The 25097-nt window shown below is 34.8% G+C and carries 22 protein-coding genes; 18 read left to right on the plus strand and 4 right to left on the minus strand.

What is annotated here, in order from left to right; genetic code table 11:
* The first annotated feature begins 2 nt into the window (after window positions 1-2).
* The gene (locus EOD40_RS05460) at window positions 3-1595 is read left to right on the plus strand and encodes an OmpH family outer membrane protein (RefSeq protein ID WP_128193881.1); all 1593 of its coding nucleotides are present in this window, start codon (window positions 3-5) and stop codon (window positions 1593-1595) included.
* A 78-nt stretch (window positions 1596-1673) separates the two neighbouring features.
* On the plus strand, window positions 1674-3728 hold the full coding sequence (gene dnaG / locus EOD40_RS05465) for a DNA primase (protein ID WP_128193882.1): 2055 nt from the start codon (window positions 1674-1676) through the stop codon (window positions 3726-3728).
* A 1-nt stretch (window position 3729) separates the two neighbouring features.
* Here the strand turns inward: dnaG and EOD40_RS05470 are convergent, their stop codons facing one another.
* Together EOD40_RS05470 and nadE are read right to left on the minus strand one after the other, a co-directional pair.
* The gene (locus EOD40_RS05470; RefSeq protein WP_128193883.1) at window positions 3730-4359 is read right to left on the minus strand and encodes a response regulator transcription factor; all 630 of its coding nucleotides are present in this window, start codon (window positions 4357-4359) and stop codon (window positions 3730-3732) included.
* Window positions 4360-4455: 96 nt separating this feature from the next.
* Window positions 4456-5256 (minus strand): NAD(+) synthase, encoded by an 801-nt coding sequence (nadE, locus tag EOD40_RS05475; protein ID WP_128193884.1) that lies wholly within the window; start codon window positions 5254-5256, stop codon window positions 4456-4458.
* A gap of 100 nt (window positions 5257-5356) precedes the next feature.
* On the opposite strand from nadE, the gene gldB reads away from it, so the two are divergent.
* The gene (gene gldB / locus EOD40_RS05480) at window positions 5357-6316 is read left to right on the plus strand and encodes a gliding motility lipoprotein GldB (RefSeq protein WP_128193885.1); all 960 of its coding nucleotides are present in this window, start codon (window positions 5357-5359) and stop codon (window positions 6314-6316) included.
* Window positions 6316-6651 carry a gliding motility protein GldC gene (gene gldC, locus EOD40_RS05485; protein WP_128193886.1) on the plus strand — a complete coding sequence of 112 codons (336 nt, stop codon included), beginning with the start codon at window positions 6316-6318 and terminating at the stop codon, window positions 6649-6651. The genes gldB and gldC overlap by 1 nt, the downstream gene beginning before the upstream one ends.
* Before the next feature lie 143 nt (window positions 6652-6794).
* On the opposite strand, the gene yihA is transcribed toward gldC, so the two are convergent.
* Both yihA and EOD40_RS05495 read right to left on the minus strand, forming a co-directional pair.
* Window positions 6795-7415: a ribosome biogenesis GTP-binding protein YihA/YsxC gene (gene yihA / locus EOD40_RS05490; protein WP_128193887.1), complete on the minus strand. Its 621-nt coding sequence runs from the start codon at window positions 7413-7415 to the stop codon at window positions 6795-6797.
* Between the two features lie 25 nt (window positions 7416-7440).
* A complete protein-coding gene (locus tag EOD40_RS05495) occupies window positions 7441-8220 on the minus strand; it encodes an alpha/beta fold hydrolase (RefSeq protein ID WP_128193888.1) in 780 nt (259 codons plus the stop codon).
* Between the two features lie 380 nt (window positions 8221-8600).
* Here EOD40_RS05495 and mraZ point away from each other — a divergent pair, with 380 nt between their 5' ends.
* The 14 genes from mraZ (at window position 8601) to EOD40_RS05565 (ending at window position 25066) form a co-directional block, all read left to right on the plus strand.
* Complete coding sequence (mraZ, locus tag EOD40_RS05500) at window positions 8601-9071, plus strand: division/cell wall cluster transcriptional repressor MraZ (protein WP_128193889.1); 471 nt, start codon at window positions 8601-8603, stop codon at window positions 9069-9071.
* Window positions 9046-9954, plus strand: a complete 909-nt coding sequence (gene rsmH, locus EOD40_RS05505; RefSeq protein ID WP_196781414.1) for a 16S rRNA (cytosine(1402)-N(4))-methyltransferase RsmH — start codon at window positions 9046-9048, stop codon at window positions 9952-9954. The genes mraZ and rsmH overlap by 26 nt, the downstream gene beginning before the upstream one ends.
* Before the next feature lie 9 nt (window positions 9955-9963).
* Complete coding sequence (locus EOD40_RS05510) at window positions 9964-10311, plus strand: FtsL-like putative cell division protein (RefSeq protein WP_128193891.1); 348 nt, start codon at window positions 9964-9966, stop codon at window positions 10309-10311.
* Window positions 10302-12305: a penicillin-binding protein gene (locus EOD40_RS05515; RefSeq protein ID WP_128193892.1), complete on the plus strand. Its 2004-nt coding sequence runs from the start codon at window positions 10302-10304 to the stop codon at window positions 12303-12305. The genes EOD40_RS05510 and EOD40_RS05515 overlap by 10 nt, the downstream gene beginning before the upstream one ends.
* Window positions 12305-13765 (plus strand): UDP-N-acetylmuramoyl-L-alanyl-D-glutamate--2,6-diaminopimelate ligase, encoded by a 1461-nt coding sequence (locus EOD40_RS05520; protein WP_128193953.1) that lies wholly within the window; start codon window positions 12305-12307, stop codon window positions 13763-13765. Before EOD40_RS05515 ends, EOD40_RS05520 begins: the two co-directional genes overlap by 1 nt.
* 7 nt (window positions 13766-13772) lie before the next feature.
* Window positions 13773-15002 carry a phospho-N-acetylmuramoyl-pentapeptide-transferase gene (gene mraY / locus EOD40_RS05525; RefSeq protein ID WP_128193893.1) on the plus strand — a complete coding sequence of 410 codons (1230 nt, stop codon included), beginning with the start codon at window positions 13773-13775 and terminating at the stop codon, window positions 15000-15002.
* A 1-nt stretch (window position 15003) separates the two neighbouring features.
* A complete protein-coding gene (gene murD / locus EOD40_RS05530; protein ID WP_128193894.1) occupies window positions 15004-16335 on the plus strand; it encodes a UDP-N-acetylmuramoyl-L-alanine--D-glutamate ligase in 1332 nt (443 codons plus the stop codon).
* A gap of 108 nt (window positions 16336-16443) precedes the next feature.
* Window positions 16444-17736, plus strand: a complete 1293-nt coding sequence (locus tag EOD40_RS05535) for an FtsW/RodA/SpoVE family cell cycle protein (protein ID WP_128193895.1) — start codon at window positions 16444-16446, stop codon at window positions 17734-17736.
* 10 nt (window positions 17737-17746) lie between these two features.
* Window positions 17747-18835: an undecaprenyldiphospho-muramoylpentapeptide beta-N-acetylglucosaminyltransferase gene (gene murG / locus EOD40_RS05540; protein ID WP_128193896.1), complete on the plus strand. Its 1089-nt coding sequence runs from the start codon at window positions 17747-17749 to the stop codon at window positions 18833-18835.
* Window positions 18836-18953: 118 nt separating this feature from the next.
* On the plus strand, window positions 18954-20306 hold the full coding sequence (murC, locus tag EOD40_RS05545; protein WP_128193897.1) for a UDP-N-acetylmuramate--L-alanine ligase: 1353 nt from the start codon (window positions 18954-18956) through the stop codon (window positions 20304-20306).
* A complete protein-coding gene (locus tag EOD40_RS05550) occupies window positions 20290-21015 on the plus strand; it encodes a cell division protein FtsQ/DivIB (protein ID WP_128193898.1) in 726 nt (241 codons plus the stop codon). Before murC ends, EOD40_RS05550 begins: the two co-directional genes overlap by 17 nt.
* A 6-nt stretch (window positions 21016-21021) precedes the next feature.
* Window positions 21022-22401, plus strand: a complete 1380-nt coding sequence (ftsA, locus tag EOD40_RS05555; RefSeq protein ID WP_128193899.1) for a cell division protein FtsA — start codon at window positions 21022-21024, stop codon at window positions 22399-22401.
* Between the two features lie 52 nt (window positions 22402-22453).
* Window positions 22454-24442, plus strand: a complete 1989-nt coding sequence (gene ftsZ / locus EOD40_RS05560) for a cell division protein FtsZ (RefSeq protein ID WP_128193900.1) — start codon at window positions 22454-22456, stop codon at window positions 24440-24442.
* A gap of 174 nt (window positions 24443-24616) precedes the next feature.
* Window positions 24617-25066, plus strand: a complete 450-nt coding sequence (locus EOD40_RS05565; protein ID WP_128193901.1) for a GatB/YqeY domain-containing protein — start codon at window positions 24617-24619, stop codon at window positions 25064-25066.
* Window positions 25067-25097 lie beyond the last annotated feature (31 nt).

The following is a 25097-nucleotide window of genomic DNA, read 5'->3' on the forward strand; positions in this document are numbered from 1 at the left end:
TTATGCAAAAATATATTTTATTTATACTAATAATGGCGTTTGCTTTCGCAACGAATTTAAATGCGCAAAAAAAAGGGAGTTATAAAAAAGTTTTAGATTGGGGATATTGGCAAGCTGAACAGCCAGAATACGAGATGAGTCTTGAAAAAAAAGCGGAACTAATTGATGAAAACATCTTAACTATTAAATCTGTTAAAAGTAAAATTGATGGTTTTGGAACGCTTATGAAAACGACTAAACCGGATTTGTATCTAGGAAAAACAGTTAAAATGACGGCTTATGTTAAAAGTGAAGATGTAAAATCCTGGACTGGACTTTGGATGCGTGTTGATTATTATGATAGTAATGTTCTTGCTTTTGATAATATGGAGAAAAGACCTATCAAAGGAACGTCTGATTGGGGAAAATATGAAATTGTTTTATTTGTTCCTGTTGAAGCAACATCCATTTCTTATGGCGTTTTATTAGCTGGAACTGGTCAAGTTTGGTTTAAGGATGTAAAGTTCGAAATTGTTGATGATACTGTTCCTGAAACAGGGATAAATAAAGGAAGAGAAAATAAAGTATTGTCATTTGAAGCCAAAGCCAAAGCAATTGGTAATGAAATTAAAAGAATAACAGATGAGGAGAAAAATGCTCTAAAAGCTGAAGTAAGTTCAATAGATAAAGAAATTGAAGAGGGAATAATTTTTAAAGAAAAAGCAGCAGAACTCAAATTGAGAAAAGCACAGGAACATGCTGCTAATATTGAAACGAAAGTTGCTGTTGAACAAGAAAAACTGAATCAATTAGTTCAGGATAAGGTAGATGGAAAGGTAGGTGAAGAAATTGATCCGAAAAAGAAAGGAGGTACGTTAATTTTAGGAAGTAATAATGGTTCTTTTGATAACAGTAGAGAGATTAATCTTGCTTCAATGAAATTTTATTATGGTTATGATGACAAGTTAAATCGTCATATAAAACGAACAACAAGTCAGATTGTTTTTGCTATAGGAGCCAATAATTTAATTACTGATGGGGCAGTTGAAAATTCTGATTTTAAATACGCGAGATCGTATTTTTATGAATGGGGATTGACCTATAATACCAGAATATTAAAAAACGATAATTTATTGCATGCCAAATATGGTTTGTCGTTGATGTATAATGATTTGCGTCCAACTAATAACAGTAGTTTTGAGGTTAACGGAAATCAAACCGGTCTTGTTGTTAATTCGGTTGATTTAAAGGATTCCCGTTTTAGAAATGTAAACTTGGTAGTGCCTTTACATTTGGAATTTGATTTTACAAAACCGACCGTTATAAATGATAAGACTTATTTTAAATCTCATGACAGTTTTAGGTTGGGAATAGGAGGCTATTTTGGAACTAATATAAAATCTAAGCAAATTGTAAAGTATAATTTGGATGGATACAAAACAGTAGATAAAACCCGAGGCGATTTTAATACCAGTGATTTTATTTATGGTTTGAGTACTTACATGGGTTATAAAGCGACTAGCTTGTATTTGAAATACGATTTAAATCCGTTGTTTAAAGATAATGCCGTAAAGCAAAACAATGTTTCCTTAGGATTGCGATTTGATTTTAATTGATTTTTGATATTGTCATTGAAATTGAAAATTGCCATTGATATTGTATCTTTGACCTTTCTTAATATTATTTCTTAAAAATTGATTTCAAAAGCTACCATAGATACTGTATTCGAAACTGCCCGTGTAGAGGAGGTTATTGGCGATTTTGTGCAATTAAAGCGCGCAGGAAGTAATTTTAAAGGCTTGAGTCCGTTTTCTGATGAGCGTTCGCCATCGTTTATGGTGTCGCCTGCCAAAGGAATCTGGAAAGATTTTAGCTCGGGCAAAGGAGGGAATTCGGTAGCTTTCCTGATGGAGCACTCTCATTTTACCTATCCGGAAGCCATTCGTTATTTGGCTAAAAAATATAATATCGAAATTGAGGAAACCGAGTTAACGGATGCTGAAAAAGCCAATACAGATGCTCGTGAAAGTATGTATTTGGTTTCTGAATTTGCAAAAGATTATTTTCATAAAACACTTTTAAATTCCGAAGAAGGTAAAGCAATTGGACTTTCGTATTTTAAAGAAAGAGGTTTTACTACCGAAACGATTAAAAAGTTTAGTTTAGGATATTCGCCTGAAACCTGGGATGCTTTTACTAAAGAAGCATTGGGGAAAGGCTATAAATTAGAATTTCTGGAAAGCACAGGTTTGACTATTCCTAAAGAAGACCGACCTTTTGACCGATTCAAAGGTCGTGTGATGTTTCCTATTCAAAGTATGTCGGGACGTATTTTAGGATTTGGAGGTCGAATTTTAACCAATGATAAAAAAGCGGCTAAATATCTGAATTCACCAGAAAGTGAAATTTATCATAAGAGTAAAGTTCTGTACGGAATTTTTCAGGCCAAACAATCTATTGCAAAACTGAATAATTGTTTTTTGGTTGAAGGCTATACGGACGTGATTCAGTTCAATCAAGCTGGGATTGAAAATGTGGTGGCTTCTTCGGGAACTGCTTTAACTCCGGACCAAATTAGACTAATCAACCGATTGACTAAAAATATTACCGTTCTTTTTGATGGTGATGCTGCAGGACTTCGTGCTTCTGTTCGTGGAATCGATTTGATTCTGGAAGAAGGAATGAATGTCAAAGTTTGTACTTTTCCTGACGGTGAAGACCCGGATAGTTTTGCTAAAAAAACACCTCACGATGATTTGGTGGCTTATTTAGAAAATAACGCCAAGGATTTTATCCAGTTCAAGGCTTCGCTTTTGATGAATGAAGCTAAGAACGATCCTATCAAAAAAGCCGATTTGATTCGGGATATGGTGCAAAGTATTTCTAAAATTCCAGATCGTATTCAACGTGAAGTTTATATTCAGGAATGTTCCCGAATTATGGATATTTCGGAGCAGGTATTGGTGAGTACTTTAGCTCAGTTGATTCAAAAAGATGTTGCTGAAGTTGCTAAAAAGCAAAAGCAGGAACAAAAACCTTTTGAGGTTTATAGAAACCAAAACCCAAAAAATACGGGGTATTCAGGAGGAGATCCAGAAGATCCTAGATTTGGGCCGCCAGAGGATTATCCGGGAGAACCAGGATATCCAAGCGAGTCTACAGAAAAAGTAGATGTTTTATATCGTTTAGAGCGTAAAATAATTGAAATTTTGCTTTTGTATGGTAATAAAACCGAAGAGTTTGAGGATGTTTTGATGAGAACTAATGAAGAAGGGGAAATCGTCAATGTTACAGAGATGAAATCGTATAAAGTATTTCAAAGGATTTATCTGAGTTTGCAAGAAGATGAGGTTGAATTAGCAAATCCATTGTTTCGAGGGATATTTAATAATTTGATAAACTATTATCTTCAAAATGATAAATTCAGTCTGGAGCAGTATTTAATGCACTTGCCGCCTGAGTATGCTCAGGAAGTGACTGATATTTTGATGGAAGATGAAAAATTGGTCATGCATGACTGGGAAGGGCAAAATATTTTTCCGAAAACAAAACAAGATACCATAAGTCAAAATGTTTCTGAAACCATTTTAACTTTAAGATGGTATTTAGTTGGGCGAATTATTGACGAATTAAAAAACTCCATATCACCTGATAAGGATAATATGGAGTCTATGATTATGATTAGAGATTATAATGAACTAACCCGTGCTTTTTCAAAGAAACTTGGTCGGGTTATGTCTCGTTTTTAAATTAAACGATCTCTAAACTTTTAGCTTTGTTTACTAAGTCAACTAAATTAGTAACATTTAGCTTAGTTAATAAACGTAATTTGTAAGTACTGATGGTTTTTTCGTTTAAACCTAAGATTTCAGCAATCTCGTGGTTTTTCTTTCCACCACTTAAATAACGTAAAACTTCTACTTCACGATTAGAAAGTTTACGGTACAAACGTTCGCTTTTACTTTGTTTAGCAATTAAAGCCAGGTTTTTCTTAACAGTTTCATTCATGATAATTTTACCTTGATGAACTTTGATAATAGATTGTCCTAATGTCTCTAATTTCTCTTTTTTGTGAACATATCCAGATACTCCGGCTTTAATAGCGTTTGGAGCATAGATTTGTTCAGAAAGTCCGCTAAAAATAATAATTTTAGTTTTAGGAAAATTCTTTAAAAGCGATTTCACTTCAAATATACTCGAAAGACCTTCTAGTTCCAGGTCTAAGACCAGAACATCAATTTCTTTTGTTTGGAGAATATCTCGAATCATCAAAAAACTACCAACATTGGCAGTAATTGATATGTCTGAATGGTCTTTGAAGTACGACTTTACTCCAAAATGCACTACCGGGAAATTATCGGCTAGACAAACTTTAATCATGATTTTTTTTTTTTAGGGTTGTTTTTTTGTGTGAATTCTATATATAAATTTAGGAAAAAAAAAGATTTAATACTATTTTTTATAGATAAAATAGTATTAAATCCGATTAATTACACATACGGGTATTGGATTCATCTTGTGTTGGTTGATTGTGTTGAGTCTTTTGTAGATTTCAAACACCTTTTTTTCTCTTTCAGTGTAGTTGTCTGAAGAGTTTTTGTTTTCGTCTTCAAGCATTGCCCACTCTAATTCGTCATAAGAGGCACCTAATTGTTGTTCATCTGTCTTTTCATCTCCAAATAAACCATCTGAAGGTTGGGCAGTTAAAATAGAATCAGGAACTCCTAAATAAGTGGCTAATGCAAAAACATCTGATTTCATCAAATCGGCGATTGGGCTTAAATCGACACCGCCATCACCATATTTAGTGTAAAAACCAACGCCGAAATCTTCTACTTTATTACCTGTTCCGGCAACTAAAAGTCCGTGAACTCCTGCATGGTAATATAAAGTAGTCATTCTTAATCGGGCACGGGTATTGGCTAATGTTAGATTTAGTTTGTTTTCATCAAAGTTTGTCGGGACTTCTTTTTTGAAAGTTTCAAATACTGAGGTTAAATCAGTTTGTACACTACTTACGTTAGAAAAACGTTTTTTGAGTTGCTCAATGTGTTCTTTGGCACGACTCACATGACTTTCATGTTGGTGTATTGGCATTTCAACACATAGAACCTGAAGTCCTGTTTGAGCACATAAAGTTGAAGTTACAGCCGAGTCTACGCCTCCTGAAATCCCTACAACAAAACCATTAACCTTTGTGGTTTCTGCATAGGATTTTAACCAATTGACAATCTGGGTGTTTACCTGCTCAACTTTGATAGTACTTTTTTTAGTCATAATAGTTCAAATTTTAGCCATCAGGAGCGTATCTTTGCACAAAATTTCTAGTAAAATACTGGTTATCCTGATATAATGGTGCAAATTTAATTAAAATAAAATGAAAACTTGTGTATTTTCCTTACTTGTATTGTTCTTTTTTTTGTCTTGTGATACGAAGAATAAGACAGAAAAAGCAGTAGAAGCTATTCCGGTAGATTTAAAAGTGGTGCGATTTGATAAAATATTTTTCGAAACAGCTCCTAAGGATTTACCTAAGATTAAAAAAGAATTTCCTTTTTTCTTTCCTGTAGGAAATGGTGATGCTGTTTGGTTAGAGAAAATGCAAAACCCGCTTTGGCGAGAATTGTATACTGAGGTTCAGAAAAAGTTTTCCAATTTTGATTCGTATAAAACTGAATTAGAAGATGTTTTTAAGCATGTGAAGTATTACTTTCCAAAAACGAAAACTCCTAAAGTCTATACTGTTATTTCGGAAATGGATTATAGTAATAAGGTGATTTATGCAGACAGTTTATTGATTATTTCGCTTGAAATGTATTTGGGGAGAGAGCATAAATTTTATCAGTTTCCAAATTATTTAAAACAAAATTTTGAACCTAAACAACTCATGCCAGATGTTGTGGAAAGTTTTGCCAAAAGACAAATTCCGCCTGGTATGGAAAAAAGTTTTTTGGCTGCCATGATTTATTCCGGTAAGCAGTTGTATTTAAAGGATATGCTTTTATCGGAAGATTATACTGATGCTGATAAAATAGGTTACACACCGGAGCAGTTGAAATGGTGTCAGGAAAACGAAAGTTACATGTGGCGCTATTTTATTGAAGATCAATTGTTGTATAATGATGATCCTAAATTGATTCCCAGGTTTATCAGTCCGGCACCTTTTTCTAAATTTTATTTGGAAATCGATAATGAGTCTCCCGGTAAAGTGGGAGCGTGGATAGGATGGCAAATTGTTCGTTCGTATATGAAAAATAATGAAGTATCTTTGCCGCAATTAATGCATGCCAGTGCAAAAGAAATATTTGAAAAATCAAATTATAAACCTAAGAAGTAATGTCAGATAAAAATAAATCAGAAATTAATTTTCTAGTAGAATTAGATGAAAACCGCATTCCGGAAAAATTGTATTGGACGGCAAAAGATGGTGGGGTAGAATTAGAAGAATCAAAGGCAATTATGCTGTCTGTTTGGGATAGTAAGGCTAAAGAAAGTATGCGTATTGATTTGTGGACTAAGGATATGCCTGTGGATGAAATGAAGATTTTCTTTCACCAAACTTTAGTGGCTATGTCGGATACTTTTCACCGTGCAACGGGTGATGAAAAAATGTCGGCAACGATGAAAGATTTCTGTGAGTATTTTGCAGAAAAGTTAGAGTTGACGAAATAATCCCGAAGTTTCGGGATAAAAATTCCAATAAAAAAATCCCAAATTCCAATTGTTAAAGTTGGAATTTGGGATTTTTTATATTGAGTATTGTGTTTAGAATTTGGAATTTTGTTCCGATAGCTATCGGAATTGGAATTTGAAATTTAAAATCCGCTGTTATTCTTGAAAATTTCCTGATTGACTTCGTCTATATAATTTAAAACTTCGTCTCTTCCGGTTCCTTCTGTAGATGAGGTTACAAAATATGGTGGCATTTCGGCCCAATGGTTAGCGAACATCTGTTTTTTGTAAGCAGCAATGTGTGAGTCAATTTTAACCTTACTGATTTTGTCGGCTTTGGTGAAAATAATGCAGAAAGGGATTTCGCTTTCACCCATATAACTCATGAATTCAATATCGATAGCTTGTGCATCATGACGAATGTCAATTAATACAAAAGCACAGGCTAGTTGTTCTCTTTTTTCAAAATAATCCGTGATGAATTGTTGAAAAACAGATTTAGTTTTCTTGGAAACTTTAGCGTAACCATAGCCTGGTAAATCGACTAAAAACCAATTGTTGTTAATTAAAAAATGGTTGATTAGTTGGGTTTTTCCTGGTCTTCCTGATGTTTTAGCTAATTTTTGTCGGTTAGTCAACATGTTGATTAATGATGACTTCCCTACGTTTGACCTGCCTATAAAAGCATATTCGGGCAAAAAGTCCTTAGGACATTTGCTTACATCTGAGTTGCTAATTACGAATTCGGCGGTATTGATTTTCATATTTTTTTATCTAAAAAAGCTATTTTTATAGCGAAGGAACTTTTAAATTGGTTTTTGTAAGCCATTCTTCCAGTAATTTATTGAATTCATCGGGGTGTTCCATCATGGCTGCATGACCACATTGGTCAATCCAGTACAAGGTGGAATTAGGTAGTAATTTGTTGAATTCCGTCGCTACTTCCGGAGGGGTAACCTTATCGTTTTTCCCCCAAATAATACAAGTTTGAACGTGCATTTTTGGTAAATCTTTAGCCATATTGTGACGAATTGCACTCTTAGCAATAGTTAAAGTTTTGATTAGTTTTATACGATCGTTTACGGTTGCATATACTTCGTCAATCAAATCAGGAGTGGCAATTTTTGGGTCGTAAAATACGTCTTCAGCTTTCTTTTTGATGTATTCGTAGTCACCTCTTTTTGGGTAGCTGTCTCCCATGGCGCTTTCGTAAAGTCCTGAACTTCCTGTTATTACAAGTCCGGCTACTTTTTCAGGATACATTTTGGTGTGGTACAATGCAATGTGTCCACCTAATGAGTTTCCTAAAAGAATTACCCTGTCAAAACCTTTAAAAGTAATGAAGTCCTTTACGTATTTAGCAAAGGCTTTTACGTTGGTTTTAAGTAAGCTTTGAGTGTATATTGGTAAGTCTGGAATAACAATTTTATATCCTTTGTCAGAGAAATAACGAGCTACACCATCAAAGTTGCTTAAACCTCCCATTAAACCGTGTAAAATAACAATAGGGATTCCTTCTCCTGCTTCGTAATAGCTGTATCTGCCTTCTTTCTTATAGTTTTTGTCCATGCTTTTGGATGCGAATTTCAATTTCGACAAATATAGTATATAATCAGTTAAAATGAGTTTTTGAAAACTTTTTTTGAGGATAATATTCCAGAATTCACTTATATCTAAAAAAAGTGTGTTTGGTTATCTTGTTGAGTATCTAGTGTTTTTTTGAGGAATTGTAGGTGTTTTTTGTTGATAAAAAAGCTTCTTGCTACGGACTGTTTTTTGGATTGAAATGGCATGCTTGTAAGAAAAGATAATTGAGCTAATATTCTGATAGTCTAAAAATTAAGGGTTTTGCTTCTAAAGTGGGTAAACTTATCAACAAAGTGGTAGAAAGTGGTAAAAGGTGGTAAATTTTTTTATATTTTTGCTCTGTATCATTTAAAGCAATTCTTTTGAATACAATTATTGGAACATATGAGTGTAAAGTCGATGCTAAAGGGAGGGTTTTGTTACCTGCTCCTTTAAAAAAGCAATTGGCTACCTCTCTTCAGGACGGTTTTGTTTTGAAGCGTTCCTTGTTTCAGCCTTGTTTGGAGTTGTATCCAATGGAAGAATGGAATTTGATGATGCAAAAAATCAATAAGCTTAATCGATTTGTTAAGAAGAACAACGACTTTATCCGCAAGTTTACAGCTGGTGTTAAGGTAGTTGAGATTGATACTTTGGGGCGTTTATTAGTGCCTAAGGATTTGGTGAATTTTGCCAGTATTGCTAAGGATGTTGTTTTTTCGTCTGCGGTTAATATTGTGGAAATTTGGGATAAGGATTTGTATGAGCAGTCAATAGATGATGGTGTTGATTTTGCAGACTTGGCTGAAGAGGTAATGGGTAATATAAATGATGACAACGATGGAATATCATAATCCGGTTTTGCTGAAAGAGACGGTAGATGGTTTAAATATTAAGCCTGATGGAGTGTATGTAGATGTGACTTTTGGAGGAGGTGGTCATTCGAAAGAGATTTTAAGAAGATTAGGTCCTGATGGAAAATTATTCGCTTTTGATCAGGATGAAGATGCGTTGGCTAATGCGCTTCCTGATGAGCGATTTGTGTTGATTAATGAAAATTTTAGACATATAAAACGATTCTTGCGTTTTCACGGTGCAAGAAGTGTTGACGGGATTTTAGGTGATTTAGGTGTTTCTTCCCATCAATTTGATGTGCCGGAAAGAGGTTTTTCAACCCGATTTGATGCAGGTTTGGATATGAGAATGAGTCAGAAAAATGACCTTAATGCTTATAAGGTGGTTAATGAGTATGATGATGCTAATTTGAGAAGGGTTTTCTTTGATTATGGCGAATTGAAAAATGCACCTGCTTTGTCAAGAACCATTATAGAAGCCAGAGTGCATCGACCAATAAAAACTACTGATGAACTAAAAGAAGTTTTGTCGAAATATTTACCTGAAAGAGTTCGAAATAAAGTATTAGCTCAAATTTATCAGGCAATTCGAATTGAGGTGAATCAGGAGATGGATGTTTTAAAAGAATTTTTAGAACAATCATTAGAAATTTTGAAACCGGGAGGGAGATTAAGTGTGATATCTTATCATTCCTTAGAAGATCGTTTGGTAAAAAGATTTATAAAAAACGGCATGTTTGAAGGAGAGCCGGAACGTGATTTTTTTGGAAATTTTTCAGTTCCATTTAAAACTATTGGAAAGCTAATCGTTCCTGATAACGAAGAGATTAAAGTTAATAACAGAGCAAGAAGTGCTAAGTTGAGAATTGCCGAAAAGATTTAGATAAAAACAATGAAAACGAGTATTTACAATCTATTAAAAGCAAGATTTTTAATCGATGATGATGCGATTAAGAACTGGCGTTTTATTGTTTTTTTGATTGTTCTGGCTATTGTCATGATTGCAAATACACAGCGCTACGAGCAAAAAGTATTTAAAATAGCCGAATTGACTTCGGAGGTAAAGGAGTTGCGTTCTGAGTTTGTGGACAGACGTTCGGAATTGATGAAATTGAGAATGGAATCGACGGTTTCTGAAAAGATGGTAGAGAAAGAGATTTTCCCGTCAACAGTTCCTCCAGTGAAGATAAAAGTGAAAAAAGTAGAAGAAAAAAATTTCCTTAAGAAATTATGGCAGTAGATGATAAATACATATCGTACCGAATCTACCTGGTTGCTTTTGCTATTTTTTTGATAGCAATGGCAATTGCTGTTAAGTTGACCAATATTCAATGGGTTGAAGGAGATTATTATAGAGAATTAGCTAAGGAAAGAACTGTTAGGAATTTTGTTATTCCTGCCAATAAAGGAAATATTTATTCTTCTGACGGAAGTTTATTGGCTACTTCAATTCCAAAATACATTATCCGTTTTGATGCTTTGGCACCAAAGAGAGAAGCTTTTGAAAAAAATGTTAATGCATTAGCCGATTCATTAGCGACTGTTTTAGGGAAATCAGCGGCTTATTATCAAAACGAACTTAGAAAAGCAAGAGCGAATAATAACCGTTATTTTTTAGTTGCCAGAGATTTAAGTTACACTGATTACATGAAAATCAAAGGATTTCCTTTATTTGAATTAGGGGCTTATAAAGGCGGAATCATAATCGAACAAAAAACAGTACGTGAACATCCAATTGGCAAAATTGCTGAAAGAACCATTGGTTACGAAAGAAAATATCAGGTAGGACATTCAGATGGTAAAGGAATCGAATGGGCTTATAGAGATTATTTGAATGGTAAGGATGGAAAAATTCTAAAGCAAAAAATTGCTAAAGGACAATGGAAACCTATCAGGGATTTAAATGAGGTTGACCCTCAGGATGGATACGATGTGATTTCTACATTAGATGTTTACATTCAGGACATTGCACACCATGCTTTATTGAAACAACTGGAAGATTATCAGGCCGATCACGGTTGTGTGGTGGTGATGGAAACGCATACCGGACAGGTAAAAGCAATTTCTAATTTAGGAAGAGCTAATGATGGTTCTTATTACGAAACAACTAATTATGCTGTAGCCGAATCGCATGAACCAGGTTCTACTTTTAAACTGGTTGATTTAATGAGCATTTTAGAAGATAAAGTTGCCGATACCAGTACGGTTTATGATAGTCATGGTGGTGTAGTTAAATATTACGGAAGATCTGTACGTGATTCACATACTGGTGGTTATGGTAAGATTTCGTTGGCCCGTGGTTTTGAACTTTCATCAAATACAGTGATGGTTCAGGCGGTTTATGAGAATTATAAAAATAATCCATCAAAATTTGTAAATCACATCAAAAATTTTGGATTAGACAAACCTTTAGGATTGCATCTTAAAGGGGAAGGAAGGCCAATTATTCCACATCCTGGTGATAAAATTTGGTCGGGAATTTCACTTCCGTGGATGGCTTTTGGATATTCAGTTTCAGTTACTCCAATGCAAACTTTAGCCTTTTATAATTCGGTTGCAAATAATGGCGTAATGGTAAGGCCTCAATTTGTTTCAGAAATTAAAGAATGGAACAAAACGATTAAAAAATTTGATACGGAGGTAATTAATCCAAGGATTTGTTCGCCTGAAACACTTAAAAAAGTAAGGGCAGTTTTAGGGAATGTGGTAAAAAAAGGAACAGCTTCTAAATTGTATTCAAAAGATTTTCCGATGGCAGGAAAAACAGGAACTGCTATGGTTAATTATAATAAGGCAGGAAGAGAAGGAATGTATTATGCCTCTTCTTTTGTGGGGTATTTTCCGGCTGATCATCCTAAATATTCCTGTATTGTAGTGGTGCATAAACCTAATACGGCCAATAATAATTATTATGGTGCCGACGTTGCGGGCCCTGTTTTTAAACGAATTGCTCAAAAGATTTTTACTGAAGTGCCTTCGACAAATGAAATCAAAAAACTGGACAGAAAGATTCCAAAACAAGAGAAAAATTACAACGAGTATTTTGCTAAACTTCAAAAAAATCAACAACTAATTCCTGATGTTAAAGGAATGCCGGGGATGGATGCTATTGCTTTGCTAGAAAATTTAGGAATGAAAGTAAGAACCAGTGGAATGGGGAAAGTTAAAAGACAATCGCTACAGGCGGGTCAAAACATTAAGAAAAACACAACTATAACCTTAGAATTATTGTGATAAAACTAAAAGACATATTATATAGAGTAGCAATCGAAGCCGTTCATGGATCGACTGACATTGCCATCGGGAAATTGGATTTCGATTCGAGAAAAATCGAAGCCAATGATGTGTTTGTTGCTATTCGCGGAACAATTTCGGATGGGCATGATTATATTCAAAAAGCAATCGATTTAGGTGCCAAAGCAATAATTTGCGATACTTTTCCTGAGCAATTTGCTAGTGAAGTTACTTATGTTCAGGTAAACGATACGAACAAGGCGCTTGCTTTTATGGCTGCTAATTATTTTGGAGATCCATCTGAAAAATTGAAGTTAGTAGGAATAACGGGAACTAATGGGAAAACAACTATTGCTTCTTTATTGTATCAATTGTTTAAAAAAGCAGGATTTAAAGTTGGTTTACTTTCTACCGTAAAAATATTGGTTGATGATGTGGAGTACAAAGCGACTCATACCACTCCCGATTCGATTACGATAAATCATTTTTTGAATGAAATGGTTGATGCCGGTGTTGAATATTGCTTTATGGAAGTGAGTTCGCATGGAATTCATCAAAAACGCACCGAAGCATTGCATTTTACAGGAGGTGTTTTTACTAATTTGTCACATGACCATTTAGATTACCATCCAACATTTGCCGAATATAGAGATGTTAAAAAATCATTTTTTGACAATTTACCAAAAACTGCTTTTGCGATTTCTAATATCGACGATAAGAATGGAGCGGTAATGTTACAAAATACGGTAGCTAAAAAACGTACTTACGCTCTTAAATCTTATGCTGATTATAAGGCTCAAATTTTAGAGAACTTATTATCCGGTTTGTTGTTGAAAATTGAAGGCAACGAAGTTTGGGTGAAATTAATAGGTGTTTTTAATGCTTATAATCTGTTGGCAATTTATGGAACTGCTATCGAATTAGGTTTGGATAATTTGGAAACACTTCGTTTGTTGTCGGAACTAGAGAGCGTTTCAGGAAGATTCCAATATATTGTTTCCGATTCGAATATTACTGCCATTGTTGATTATGCACATACTCCTGATGCCTTAGAAAATGTATTGAAAACGGTTAATGAAGTACGTACTAAAAACGAACAACTTATCACGATTGTAGGTTGTGGAGGAAATAGAGATAAGGCTAAACGTCCAATTATGGCAGGAATTGCTGCCGAGTTAAGCAACAAAACCATTTTAACATCGGATAATCCCAGAGATGAAGATCCTGATACCATTATCAGTGAGATGGAAGCCGGAGTGCCACCACAAAATCATAAAAAAGTTTTTGCCGTTACCGATAGAAAACAAGCTATAAAAATTGCTTGTCAATTGGCTCAGCCAAATGATATTATTTTAATTGCCGGAAAAGGACATGAAACCTATCAGGAAATCAAGGGCGTTCGTACCCATTTTGATGATATGGAAACTGTTAAGGAAATTTTAGAACAACTTCATAAATAGTAAAAATATGCTGTATTATTTATTTGATTATTTCAACAAAACATTGAATATTTCTGGAACAGGAGTTTTTCAATACATCACTTTTAGATCGGCATTGGCCTTTATACTTTCGTTGTTGTTGTCTACAATTTACGGGAAAAGAGTTATTCGTTTTTTACAAAGGCAGCAGGTTGGTGAAACCATCAGGGAACTTGGTTTAGAAGGGCAAAATGAGAAAGCGGGTACTCCTACCATGGGAGGTTTGATTATCATTTTTGCAACATTAATCCCTGTTTTGTTGTTTGCCAAATTGCATAATATCTACATTGTTTTGTTGATTGTAACTACCTTATGGATGGGGACAATTGGTTTTGTGGATGATTATATCAAAATTTTCAAAAAAGACAAACAAGGGTTAAAAGGAATCTTTAAAGTTTTTGGCCAGGTAGGATTAGGATTGATTGTGGGGAGTGTCTTGTATTTTAATCCTCATGTAACTGTTCGTACCGATACAGGAAGAACAGACATCTTTAGGCAAACTACAGAAACGGTTGTAGTACCAGCTGGTGTTGAAGAAAAATCGACGGCAACGACAATTCCTTTCGTGAAAAATAACGAATTTGATTATGCCGAAGTGCTTTCGTTTATGGGAGATGGATATGAAAAATGGGCATGGATAATCTTTATTCCTGTAGTGATTTTTATTATCACGGCGGTTTCAAACGGTGCCAATTTAACTGATGGTATTGACGGACTCGCGGCTGGAACTTCTGCAGTTTCGGTACTGGCATTGGCGATTTTTACCTTCGTTTCGGGAAATATCATTTTCTCTAATTATCTCAATATTATGTATATCCCTAATTCGGGGGAAATGACGGTTTTTATTGCCGCTTTTGTTGGGGCACTCATCGGATTTTTATGGTATAATTCGTATCCGGCATCCGTATTTATGGGAGATACAGGAAGTTTAACCATAGGAGGGATTATAGCGGTATTAGCTATTGCGGTTCGAAAAGAATTATTGATTCCACTTTTATGCGGGATTTTCCTTGTCGAAAATTTCTCAGTGGTTTTGCAGGTGAGTTATTTTAAATATACGAAGAAACGTTTTGGCGAAGGCCGAAGAATTTTCCTGATGTCGCCATTGCATCATCATTATCAAAAGAAAGGTTACCACGAAAGTAAGATTGTTACCCGATTTTGGATTGTGGCCATCATGTTAGCGATACTTTCCATTGTTACCCTAAAACTAAGATAAGATGAGACTGGTAGTATTAGGCGGAGGCGAAAGCGGAGTGGGGACAGCCATCCTGGGAAAAGAAAAAGGATACGATGTTTTTGTATCTGATTTTGGAAAAATAAAAGAAAGTTACAAAGAAGTTCTTATAAATAAAGGGATTGAATGGGAGGATGAAAAGCATACTGAATCCCTAATCTTAAATGCCGATGTGGTGATGAAAAGTCCCGGAATTCCGGAGAAAGCACCCATAGTTAAAAAGCTGGTTGAAAGGGGGATTCCGGTAATTTCTGAAATAGAATTCGCTGCTCCTTTTACTAAAGCAATTACGATAGGAATAACAGGAAGTAACGGGAAAACAACTACTACGATGTTGACGTATCATCTGCTTCAATCAGCAGGATTGAATGTAGGACTGGCAGGAAATATCGGGAAAAGCTTTGCTGAACAGGTTGCCGAAGATAAGTACGATAGTTATGTGTTAGAGTTGAGTAGTTTTCAGTTGGACGGAATCATAAATTATAAGCCGCATATAGCCATTATAACTAATATCAGTCCGGATCATTTAGACCGATATGATTATAAATATGAGAATTACATTGATTCGAAATTTAGAATAACAATGAATCAGACTGAAGAGGATTATCTCATTTATGATGCAGATGATGAGGCAATTTCAGAATGGTTACAAAAGAACAAAACAAGAGCAAAATTAATTCCTTTCTCTTTGACAAAAACATTTGAAGAAGGAGCCTTTATAAAAAATAACACAATGGAAGCAATAATCAATCAAGAGGAATTTAAAATGGAAACAGAATCAATTGCCTTGGAAGGAAAACATAATTTAAAAAATGCCATGGCAGCAACTTCTGTAGCAAAATTGATGCAAATTAGAAAGGCAACAATTCGCGAGAGTTTATCTAATTTTCAAGGTGTAGAACACCGTCTTGAGAAAGTATTGAAAATCCAAAATGTACAATACATAAACGATTCTAAAGCAACGAATGTAAATGCTACTTTTTTTGCCTTAGACAGTATGAATACGCCAACAGTATGGATTGTGGGTGGTGTTGATAAAGGAAATGATTATAACGAATTGATGGCATTGGTTCGTGAGAAAGTAAAAGCTATTATTTGTCTTGGAGTTGATAATAGAAAAATTATTGATGCTTTTGGCAATGTGGTTGATATCATGGTTGAAGTGAACACTATGAGCGATGCTGTAAGAATGGCTCAACATATTTCTGAAAAAGGAGATGCCGTTTTATTGTCACCAGCCTGCGCTAGTTTTGACTTGTTTGAAAACTATGAAGACAGAGGTCGTCAATTTAAAGATGCAGTGCATAATTTGTAAAAAAGTTAGGAGTTAGAGGTTAGGAGTTAGAAGTCTTCCATTATTTAAAGTTTTTTTCTAACAACCCAGCCCCATAACTTATAACTGACAATATATAACTTAAAAACGATGAAAAAACTAATTAGCAGATTAAAAGGAGATAAAGGTATTTGGTCATTTGTGGCCTTATTGGCCTTATTTTCCTTTATGCCTGTTTTTAGTGCGAGTAGTAATCTGGCTTATTTGGGTCATGGGACAGGAAATACTTTAGGGTATTTGTTGAAACATTTGGCGCATATTGGTTGTGGTTTTGCCATTATCTATTACGTTCATAAAGTTCCTTATCATTATTTCCGTTCTATTTCTAAATGGTTATTGCCTGTAGTTTGGGTAGTTTTAGCCATTACAATGATTAAAGGTACGGTTATTGGCGGAGCTAACGCCAGTAGATGGCTTCAAATTCCGTTTGTGGGGATTTCGTTCCAGCCTTCTGCTTTTGCGGCTTTGGTTTTATTTGTGTTTGTGGCTCGTTATTTGTCTAAAACACGAACAGAACCGATAGATTTTTTAGAGTCATTAAAAGAACTTTGGTTGCCTGTTTTTATTACTTTAATGTTTATTCTTCCTTCGAATTTTTCTACTACGGCGTTAATTTTTTCTATGATATTAATGTTGGTATTCATAGGGAAATATCCAATGAAGTATATCGGAATCATTGTAGGCTCCGGAATTATATTTCTGACCTTCTTTGTTTTGATTTCAAAAGCATTTCCTGATGCTAAATTCTTTAGCAGGGTTAGAACCTGGGAAAGCCGAATTGAAAATTTCAGTACCGATAAACCGGATGAAGACGATTACCAGATTGAGAAAGCTAAAATTGCGATTGCATCTGGAAAAATATATGGATTAGGCCCGGGGAAAAGTGTTCAGAAAAACTTTTTACCACAATCTTCTTCCGATTTTATTTACGCTATTATAGTTGAAGAATATGGATTGATTGGTGGTTTAGGAGTGTTGTTCCTGTATCTGTTGTTGCTTTTCCGTTTTGTAATTGCTTCGCATAAGGCCAATACGCTTTTTGGAAAATTAGTCGTCATAGGACTTGGTTTTCCAATGATTTTTCAGGCGATGATTAATATGGCGGTGGCAGTAGAATTATTGCCTGTTACGGGACAAACCCTGCCGTTAATCAGTAGTGGAGGAACTTCTATCTGGATGACTTGTATCGCATTGGGAATTATCATTGGTGTGACCAAAAAAGAAGAAGAGATAGAGCAGGAACAAAAAGAAGCTGCCCGAAGAGAGGAAGCTCTTAAAAGATTGATTGATGCTGAATTGGCAGCTGAAGAACAACAGCAAAAAGAGTCTTATTCGATAGAAGATAAAATGACTAATCCAATGAATGCCGTTTTAAACAAATAGATTGATAGCAATGAAACAGTATAAATTCATATTAAGTGGCGGAGGAACAGGAGGTCATATTTATCCTGCGATTGCAATTGCCAATGAATTAAAGTCGCGATTTCCAGACGCGGAGTTTCTTTTTGTAGGAGCTCAGGACAAGATGGAAATGCAAAAAGTGCCTCAGGCCGGATATGCTATCAAAGGTTTGTGGATTGCCGGATTGCAAAGAAAATTGACTCTGCAAAATGCAATGTTTCCATTGAAATTAATTAGCAGTTTGTGGAAATCCAGAAAAATAATAAAAGAGTTCAAACCCGATGCGGTTATAGGAACAGGTGGTTTTGCTAGTGGTCCTTTGTTGCAAATGGCAAATTTGCTTGGTATTCCAACATTGATTCAGGAGCAAAATTCTTTTCCGGGAATTACAAATAAATTGTTGAGTAAAAAAGCGAATGCTATTTGTGTGGCTTATGAAAATCTGGAACGATTCTTTCCAAAAGAAAAAATGATTTTAACTGGAAATCCTGTTCGTCAGGATTTGATTGCTATTGAGGATAAAAGAGCTGAAGCAATTGAATATTTTAAATTGGATGCCAATAAAAAAACGCTTTTGGTTCTTGGAGGAAGTTTAGGTGCCAGAAGAGTGAATCAGTTAATTGAAAAAGAGCTGAAAAATATACAGGCTCAAGGCATTCAAATTATCTGGCAATGTGGGAAGTTGTATTTCGAAGATTATAAAAAATACAATTCAGAAAACGTTCAAGTGGTTGCTTTTATTGAAAAAATGGATTTTGTTTATGCTGCCGCCGATATTATTATTTCGCGTGCAGGAGCTTCTTCGGTATCGGAATTATGTATTGTGGGGAAACCGGTAATTTTTATTCCATCGCCTAATGTAGCCGAGGATCATCAGACTAAAAATGCTAAGGCTATTGTCGATAAAAAAGGAGCCCTTTTAATCAAAGAATCCGAATTAGATACCGAGTTTAGTTTGGTTTTCGAAGCATTGTTGAAAGATACAGGAAAACAAAAACAGCTGAGTGAAAATATAAAAGAATTGGCATTGCCTGAAGCAACGAAGCAAATTGCTGACGAAATTGTGAAATTGATACAATAACAATGGCAATTGTTAATAGCAATGACAATAGAAAAATAGAAAAAAAAATAATAACACAATAGTAAAGTCAATTTGGATTTCTTGAAAATTGACATTGTTATTGAAATTGATATTAAAAATGAATCTAAATCAAATACATAACGTATATTTTATCGGTATCGGTGGTATTGGTATGAGTGCTTTGGCGCGCTATTTTAAGTATATCGGAAAGCAAGTTTCCGGTTATGACAAAACACCAACGATTTTAACTAATGAATTAATCGAAAGTGGAATTGATATTCATTTTGATGATGATATCAGTTTGATACCTAAGGATTATTTTGTTGAAAATACCTTGGTGATAATTACGCCTGCGGTTCCTAAATCGCATTCAGAGTGGAATTACTTTTTAGAGCGTGATTATCAGGTTAAAAAAAGAGCCGAAGTTTTAGGAATTATTACTAAGGATACTTTTTGTTTTGCAGTGGCGGGAACGCACGGGAAAACCACCACATCAAGTATTTTAGGACATATTTTGCATGAAAGTGGTGCTGATGTTACGGCTTTTATAGGCGGAATTGTAGAGAATTACAATTCGAATTTAATAGGAAGTGGGAAAACCGTAACCGTTGTTGAAGCTGATGAATTTGACCGTTCGTTTTTGCATTTGCATCCGGATATTGCCTGTGTGACTTCTATGGATGCTGATCATTTAGATATTTACGGAACAAGTGATGCTATAAAAGAATCGTTTACGGAGTTTGCAGATAAAGTAGAGGATAAATCTAAATTGTTTATTACGACTGATTTGCCACTTTCAGGAATTACTGTTGGAGTAAATGAGGAAGCGGTTTACAATGCATTTAATATCAGAATAGAAGACGGAAACTATGTTTTTGATGTTAAAACACCTGCTGGAGTTTTAAAAGATTTTCGTTTTGGATTACCAGGAAGACATAATTTAATGAATGCTTTAATGGCTTTTGCAATGGCAGTAAATTTCGGCACCCCAACCGATGCCATTGCAAAAGCCTTAGCTTCATTCCAAGGAATAAGAAGACGTTTTTCGTATCAAATTAGAACTGAAAACCTGGTTTATATTGATGATTATGCGCATCATCCTACCGAGATAAATGCGGTGCATCAAGCAGTTAGGGAATTGTATCCTAACAAAAAAGTATTGGCTGTTTTTCAGCCGCATCTTTTTAGCAGAACAAAAGATTTTGCAGATGATTTTGCTAAAAGTCTTTCTCAATTTGATGAAGTCTTGTTGATGGATATTTATCCGGCACGTGAGTTGCCTATGAAAGGAGTGACTTCGGACTGGTTGTTGTCTAAAATAGAAAATCAGAATAAAAAATTAGTTTCAAAAGAAGATTTGATAGCAACTATGTTGAAAAGTGATGCTCCGGTTATGGTTACAGTTGGAGCTGGTGATATTGGTGAAATGGTGGGAGCAATTAAAAACGCTTTAAATGAAAAAAATATTTAATTGGACAAACATCAGATTAATCCTAATGTTAGGGTTGGTGGTTTTTCTTTTTTCGTTTACTTCTAAGCGAAATGAAAAGCGAAAATTGGCAAAAATCTCTGTTGTTTTTGTAGGAGAAAACAATCTTTTTGTTAAGACGGAAACGGTTAATAAATTGTTAATAGAAAATATGGGTGACCCATTAGCTATTGAAAAAGATAAATTAGATTTGAATAAGCTGGAAGGAAAGCTGAATTCAAATGCGATGATTGACGAATCAGATGTTTTTGTAAGTATCGATGGCATTCTGAAAGCGGTTGTAAAGCAAAAGACTCCTGTGGCTAGAGTGATTAATGGTTCGGAATCTTTTTATGTTGATTATAAAGGTGGTAAGATGCCGCTATCGGATAATTTCACAGCCAGAGTTCCACTTGTTTCGGGGGATATAAATAGAGGGGATAACGAAAAATTGGCTCGTTTGTTTCGTGTGATTTATGAGGATGATTTTTTGAAAAAAAACATCATTGCTATAGAGATTATGCCTAATGCTAGCTTAAAAATGTTCAATAGAAATTACGATTACCAGATTGATTTTGGTAGTATGATGAATTTTGAAACGAAATTTAAAAATTATAAAGCCTTTTTTCAAAAAGCAGTTTTAGATAGTACGTTATATAAATATAAGAAGATTGACCTCAGGTTTACAAAACAAGTAGTTTGCACTAAATAATAGAAAATGGAAAAAGAGAATATTGCAGTAGGTCTAGATATAGGGACAACCAAAATCGTTGCCATGATAGGCAAGAAGAATGAATATGGTAAGTTAGAAATTTTGGGAGTTGGAAAATCCAAAAGTCTAGGTGTGGCTAGAGGAGTGGTTAATAATATTACACAAACCATTCAATCTATTCAGCAAGCAATAAATGATGCGGAAACAAATTCAGGTTATAAAATTAAAGATGTTGTTGTAGGGATTGCAGGACAACACATCCGTAGTATTCAGCATACCGATTACATCAGCAGAAGTAATCCCGAAGAAGTGATTGGCGGTAATGATATCCAATTACTGATCGATCAGGTTAATAAATTAGCCATGTTGCCAGGGGAAGAAATTATCCATGTTTTACCTCAGGAATTTAAAATCGATGGGCAATCGGAAATTAAAGAGCCTATCGGAATGTACGGTGGAAGACTGGAATCTAGTTTCCATGTTGTGGTAGGTCAGGCATCGTCTATACGTAACGTAGGACGTTGTATTCAAAGTTCAGGAATCGAATTGTCAGGATTGACTTTAGAGCCTTTAGCGTCGTCAGATGCAGTTTTAAGTCAGGAAGAAAAAGAAGCCGGAGTTGCCTTAATTGACATCGGCGGTGGAACAACTGATTTGGCAATTTTTAAAGATGGAATTATTCGTCATACAGCAGTAATCCCTTTTGGAGGAAATGTAATTACTGATGATATTAAAGAAGGTTGTTCTATTATAGAAAAGCAGGCTGAATTGTTGAAAGTGAAATTTGGTTCGGCTTGGCCGGGAGAAAATAAAGACAACGAGATTGTTTCTATTCCGGGATTGAGAGGAAGAGAGCCAAAAGAGATTTCGTTGAAAAACTTGTCTAAGATTATTCACGCCCGTGTGGTGGAAATCATTGAGCAGGTTTTTACAGAAGTAAAAGCTTATGGTCACGAAGATCCAAGAAAAAAACTAATTGCTGGAATTGTACTTACCGGTGGTGGAGCTCAACTGAAACACATCAAACAATTAGTAGAATACATTACTGGAATGGATACCAGAATTGGATATCCTAATGAGCATTTAGCAGGTAATTCAGACGAAGAGTTTTCTAGTCCATTGTATGCAACTGCAGTTGGATTAGTAATGAATAGTATTTGTAATAATACGCAGAGTGCGATAAGAAAAGAAGAAGTAGTTCCTCAAAGAACTGTTTTTTATCGTGAACCAGTTGTTGAAACTGTAGAGCGATTTGAACAAGAAGTAGAAGAGGTAGAAACGCAAAGTTATTCTAAAAAAGAAGAATCAACAGGGGAGAAGATTAAGCGATCTTTCTTTGATCGTTATGTTGATAAGATTAAAGATTTTTTAGATAACGCAGAGTAGTAAGATAGAAGAATAAAGCACAAAAATATATTAATATCAAAAACCAAATATTATGACGAGCAACTCAGAATTTGGAAGTATTTCATTTGATTTACCAAAAAATCAATCAAATGTAATAAAAGTAATAGGTGTAGGTGGAGGCGGAAGTAACGCTATCAACCACATGTTCAAGCAAGGAATCAAAGGGGTTGATTTCATTGTTTGTAATACTGATTCACAAGCACTGCAAAATAGTGGTGTTCCTAACAAAATTCAATTAGGTGTAAATCTAACAGAAGGTCTTGGTGCTGGAGCTAATCCAGACGTAGGACAGCAATCGGCTATAGAAAGTATCGCTGATATCGAAAAAATGTTAGACCGTGGTACTAAGATGGTTTTTATTACAGCCGGAATGGGTGGAGGTACCGGAACTGGTGCTGCGCCTGTAATTGCTCAACTGGCTAAAGAAAGAGAAATCCTTACCGTGGGTATTGTAACCTTGCCGTTTACTTTTGAAGGAAAGGTGCGTCAGGAACAAGCACTTATAGGAATTGAAAAATTACGTAAACAAGTCGATTCTTTAATTGTTATCAATAATAACAAATTAAGAGAAGTATATGGAAATCTTGGTTTTAAAGCAGGATTCTCAAAAGCCGATGAAGTTTTGGCAACAGCCTCAAGAGGAATTGCCGAAGTAATTACACATCACTATACGCAAAATATCGATTTACGTGATGCTAAAACCGTATTAGCTAATAGTGGAACGGCTATCATGGGATCATCTGTTGCTTCAGGTGAAAACAGAGCTAAAGAAGCTATTATTGCTGCTTTAGATTCTCCATTATTAAATGATAACAAAATTACAGGAGCCAAAAACGTATTGTTGCTCATCGTTTCTGGATCTAACGAAATTACCTTAGATGAAATTGGTGAAATTAATGACCACATTCAAAGCGAAGCGGGTTATAATGCTAATATCATCATGGGAGTTGGTGAAGATGATACATTAGGTGATGCAGTTGCTGTAACTATCATTGCTACTGGATTTGATATTGAACAACAAAACGGAATTGTAAATACTGAACCAAAAAAAATCATTCACAGCTTAGAGGATGAGCAAAAAATTGTTCACAATTTAAGTAATACTCCTGTTGCGAGTTTTGATTTGAATATTGACAAGCCGGTAAGTAATACTGAGAACAGGGTTGTTTTTGATTTAATTGATGAAGAAGAGGAAGAAATAGCTGTAGCTCCTATTGTAGTTCCAACTTCTGTTGTAGCCGAAGCTCCGGTAGTTCCTGTTCCGGGAAACGAAGAATTGATGGCAATGTCTGAATTTATTAAAAATATAGATGTTACTTTCGAAATAGTTTCTCCAATCCAAGAGGAAGAATTTACATTTTCTGCACCAAAAGTAGAAGAAGTAAAACAACAACAACCAATTGTTGAACAACCAAAAGCAATTGAAAAACAAGAACAAACTTCTATTTCTTTTGATATGCCTCTTTTTAAATCCGAGCCAGTTCAGGAAGTTAAAGAAGAGAAAGTTTTATTTGAATTAACAAATGAAACTAAAGAAATCAAAGTAAATCAAGCGGTTCAATTTGTGCCTGTTACTGAATTGTCTGATAATGGAATTATCAAATATTCTCTTGAAGAGTATATGGATGCTGAGAACGAATTAGCAGCTTCTAAAGCGGTTGCAAAAGTTGAAGAGGTAATTCCTGAGGAGTTAAATATTACGATGAAAAAAGTAGAATTGGCTCCGGAAGATTTTTCAAATGCTGAAGATATTTCTCCAATCGAAATGACAATTGAAGAAACATTGCGTTTAAGAGCTGATGAGAGAAGAAAAAAATTAAAAGAATTCAATTATAAGTTTCATAATAATGTTTCTAAAATTGATGAATACGAAAAAGAGCCTGCTTACAAAAGATTAGGTATCGATATTTCAAACAATCAAACCAATAATGCCAATTCAAGAATTTCGGTTGGAATTGATAGTAATAACGATTTACAATTGCGTTCAAACAATTCTTATTTGCATGATAATGTAGATTAGTACAGGATATTCACTTATACAATAACCCGAAAATTGCATTTAATTTTCGGGTTATTTTTTTTATCTTCGCACAAATTTTGAGGCTTGGTTCGTATTGTTTTTTATCAAAACCAGTCCTATTTTTATGCAAAAAAATGTCAAACAAAGCAGTATTGCTTATTAATAAAAACACAAATGAGTTTATCAGTAAAAATCATGGACGAAATGAAAACGGCCATGAAAGCTAAAGATACAGTAGCATTAGAAGCTTTAAGAGCAATAAAATCAGAATTGCTTTTAGCACAAACTTCATCTGGTTCTAAAGAAGAAATTTCAGAAGACGAAGAGATTAAATTATTGCAACGTTTGGTAAAAACCCGTAAAGAAAGTGCAAGAATTTTTACTGAACAAAATCGTCCTGATTTAGTTGAGCCAGAATTGGCTCAGGTTGCTGTAATAGAGAAGTTTTTACCAGCTCAATTAAGTGAAGCTGAGATAGAAGCTGTAATTGCGAAAATCATTGCTGAAACTGGAGCTTCTGGAATCGCATCTATGGGTAAAGTAATGGGATTGGCTTCAGCACAATTAGGAGGAACTGCCGAAGGCAAAACGATTTCTACTATTGTAAAAAAATTATTAGTCTAAATTTCCAATATAAAAATTCCAAATTCCAAAT

It is taken from the genome of Flavobacterium sufflavum, assembly GCF_004016525.1.
Lineage (GTDB): Bacteria > Bacteroidota > Bacteroidia > Flavobacteriales > Flavobacteriaceae > Flavobacterium > Flavobacterium sufflavum.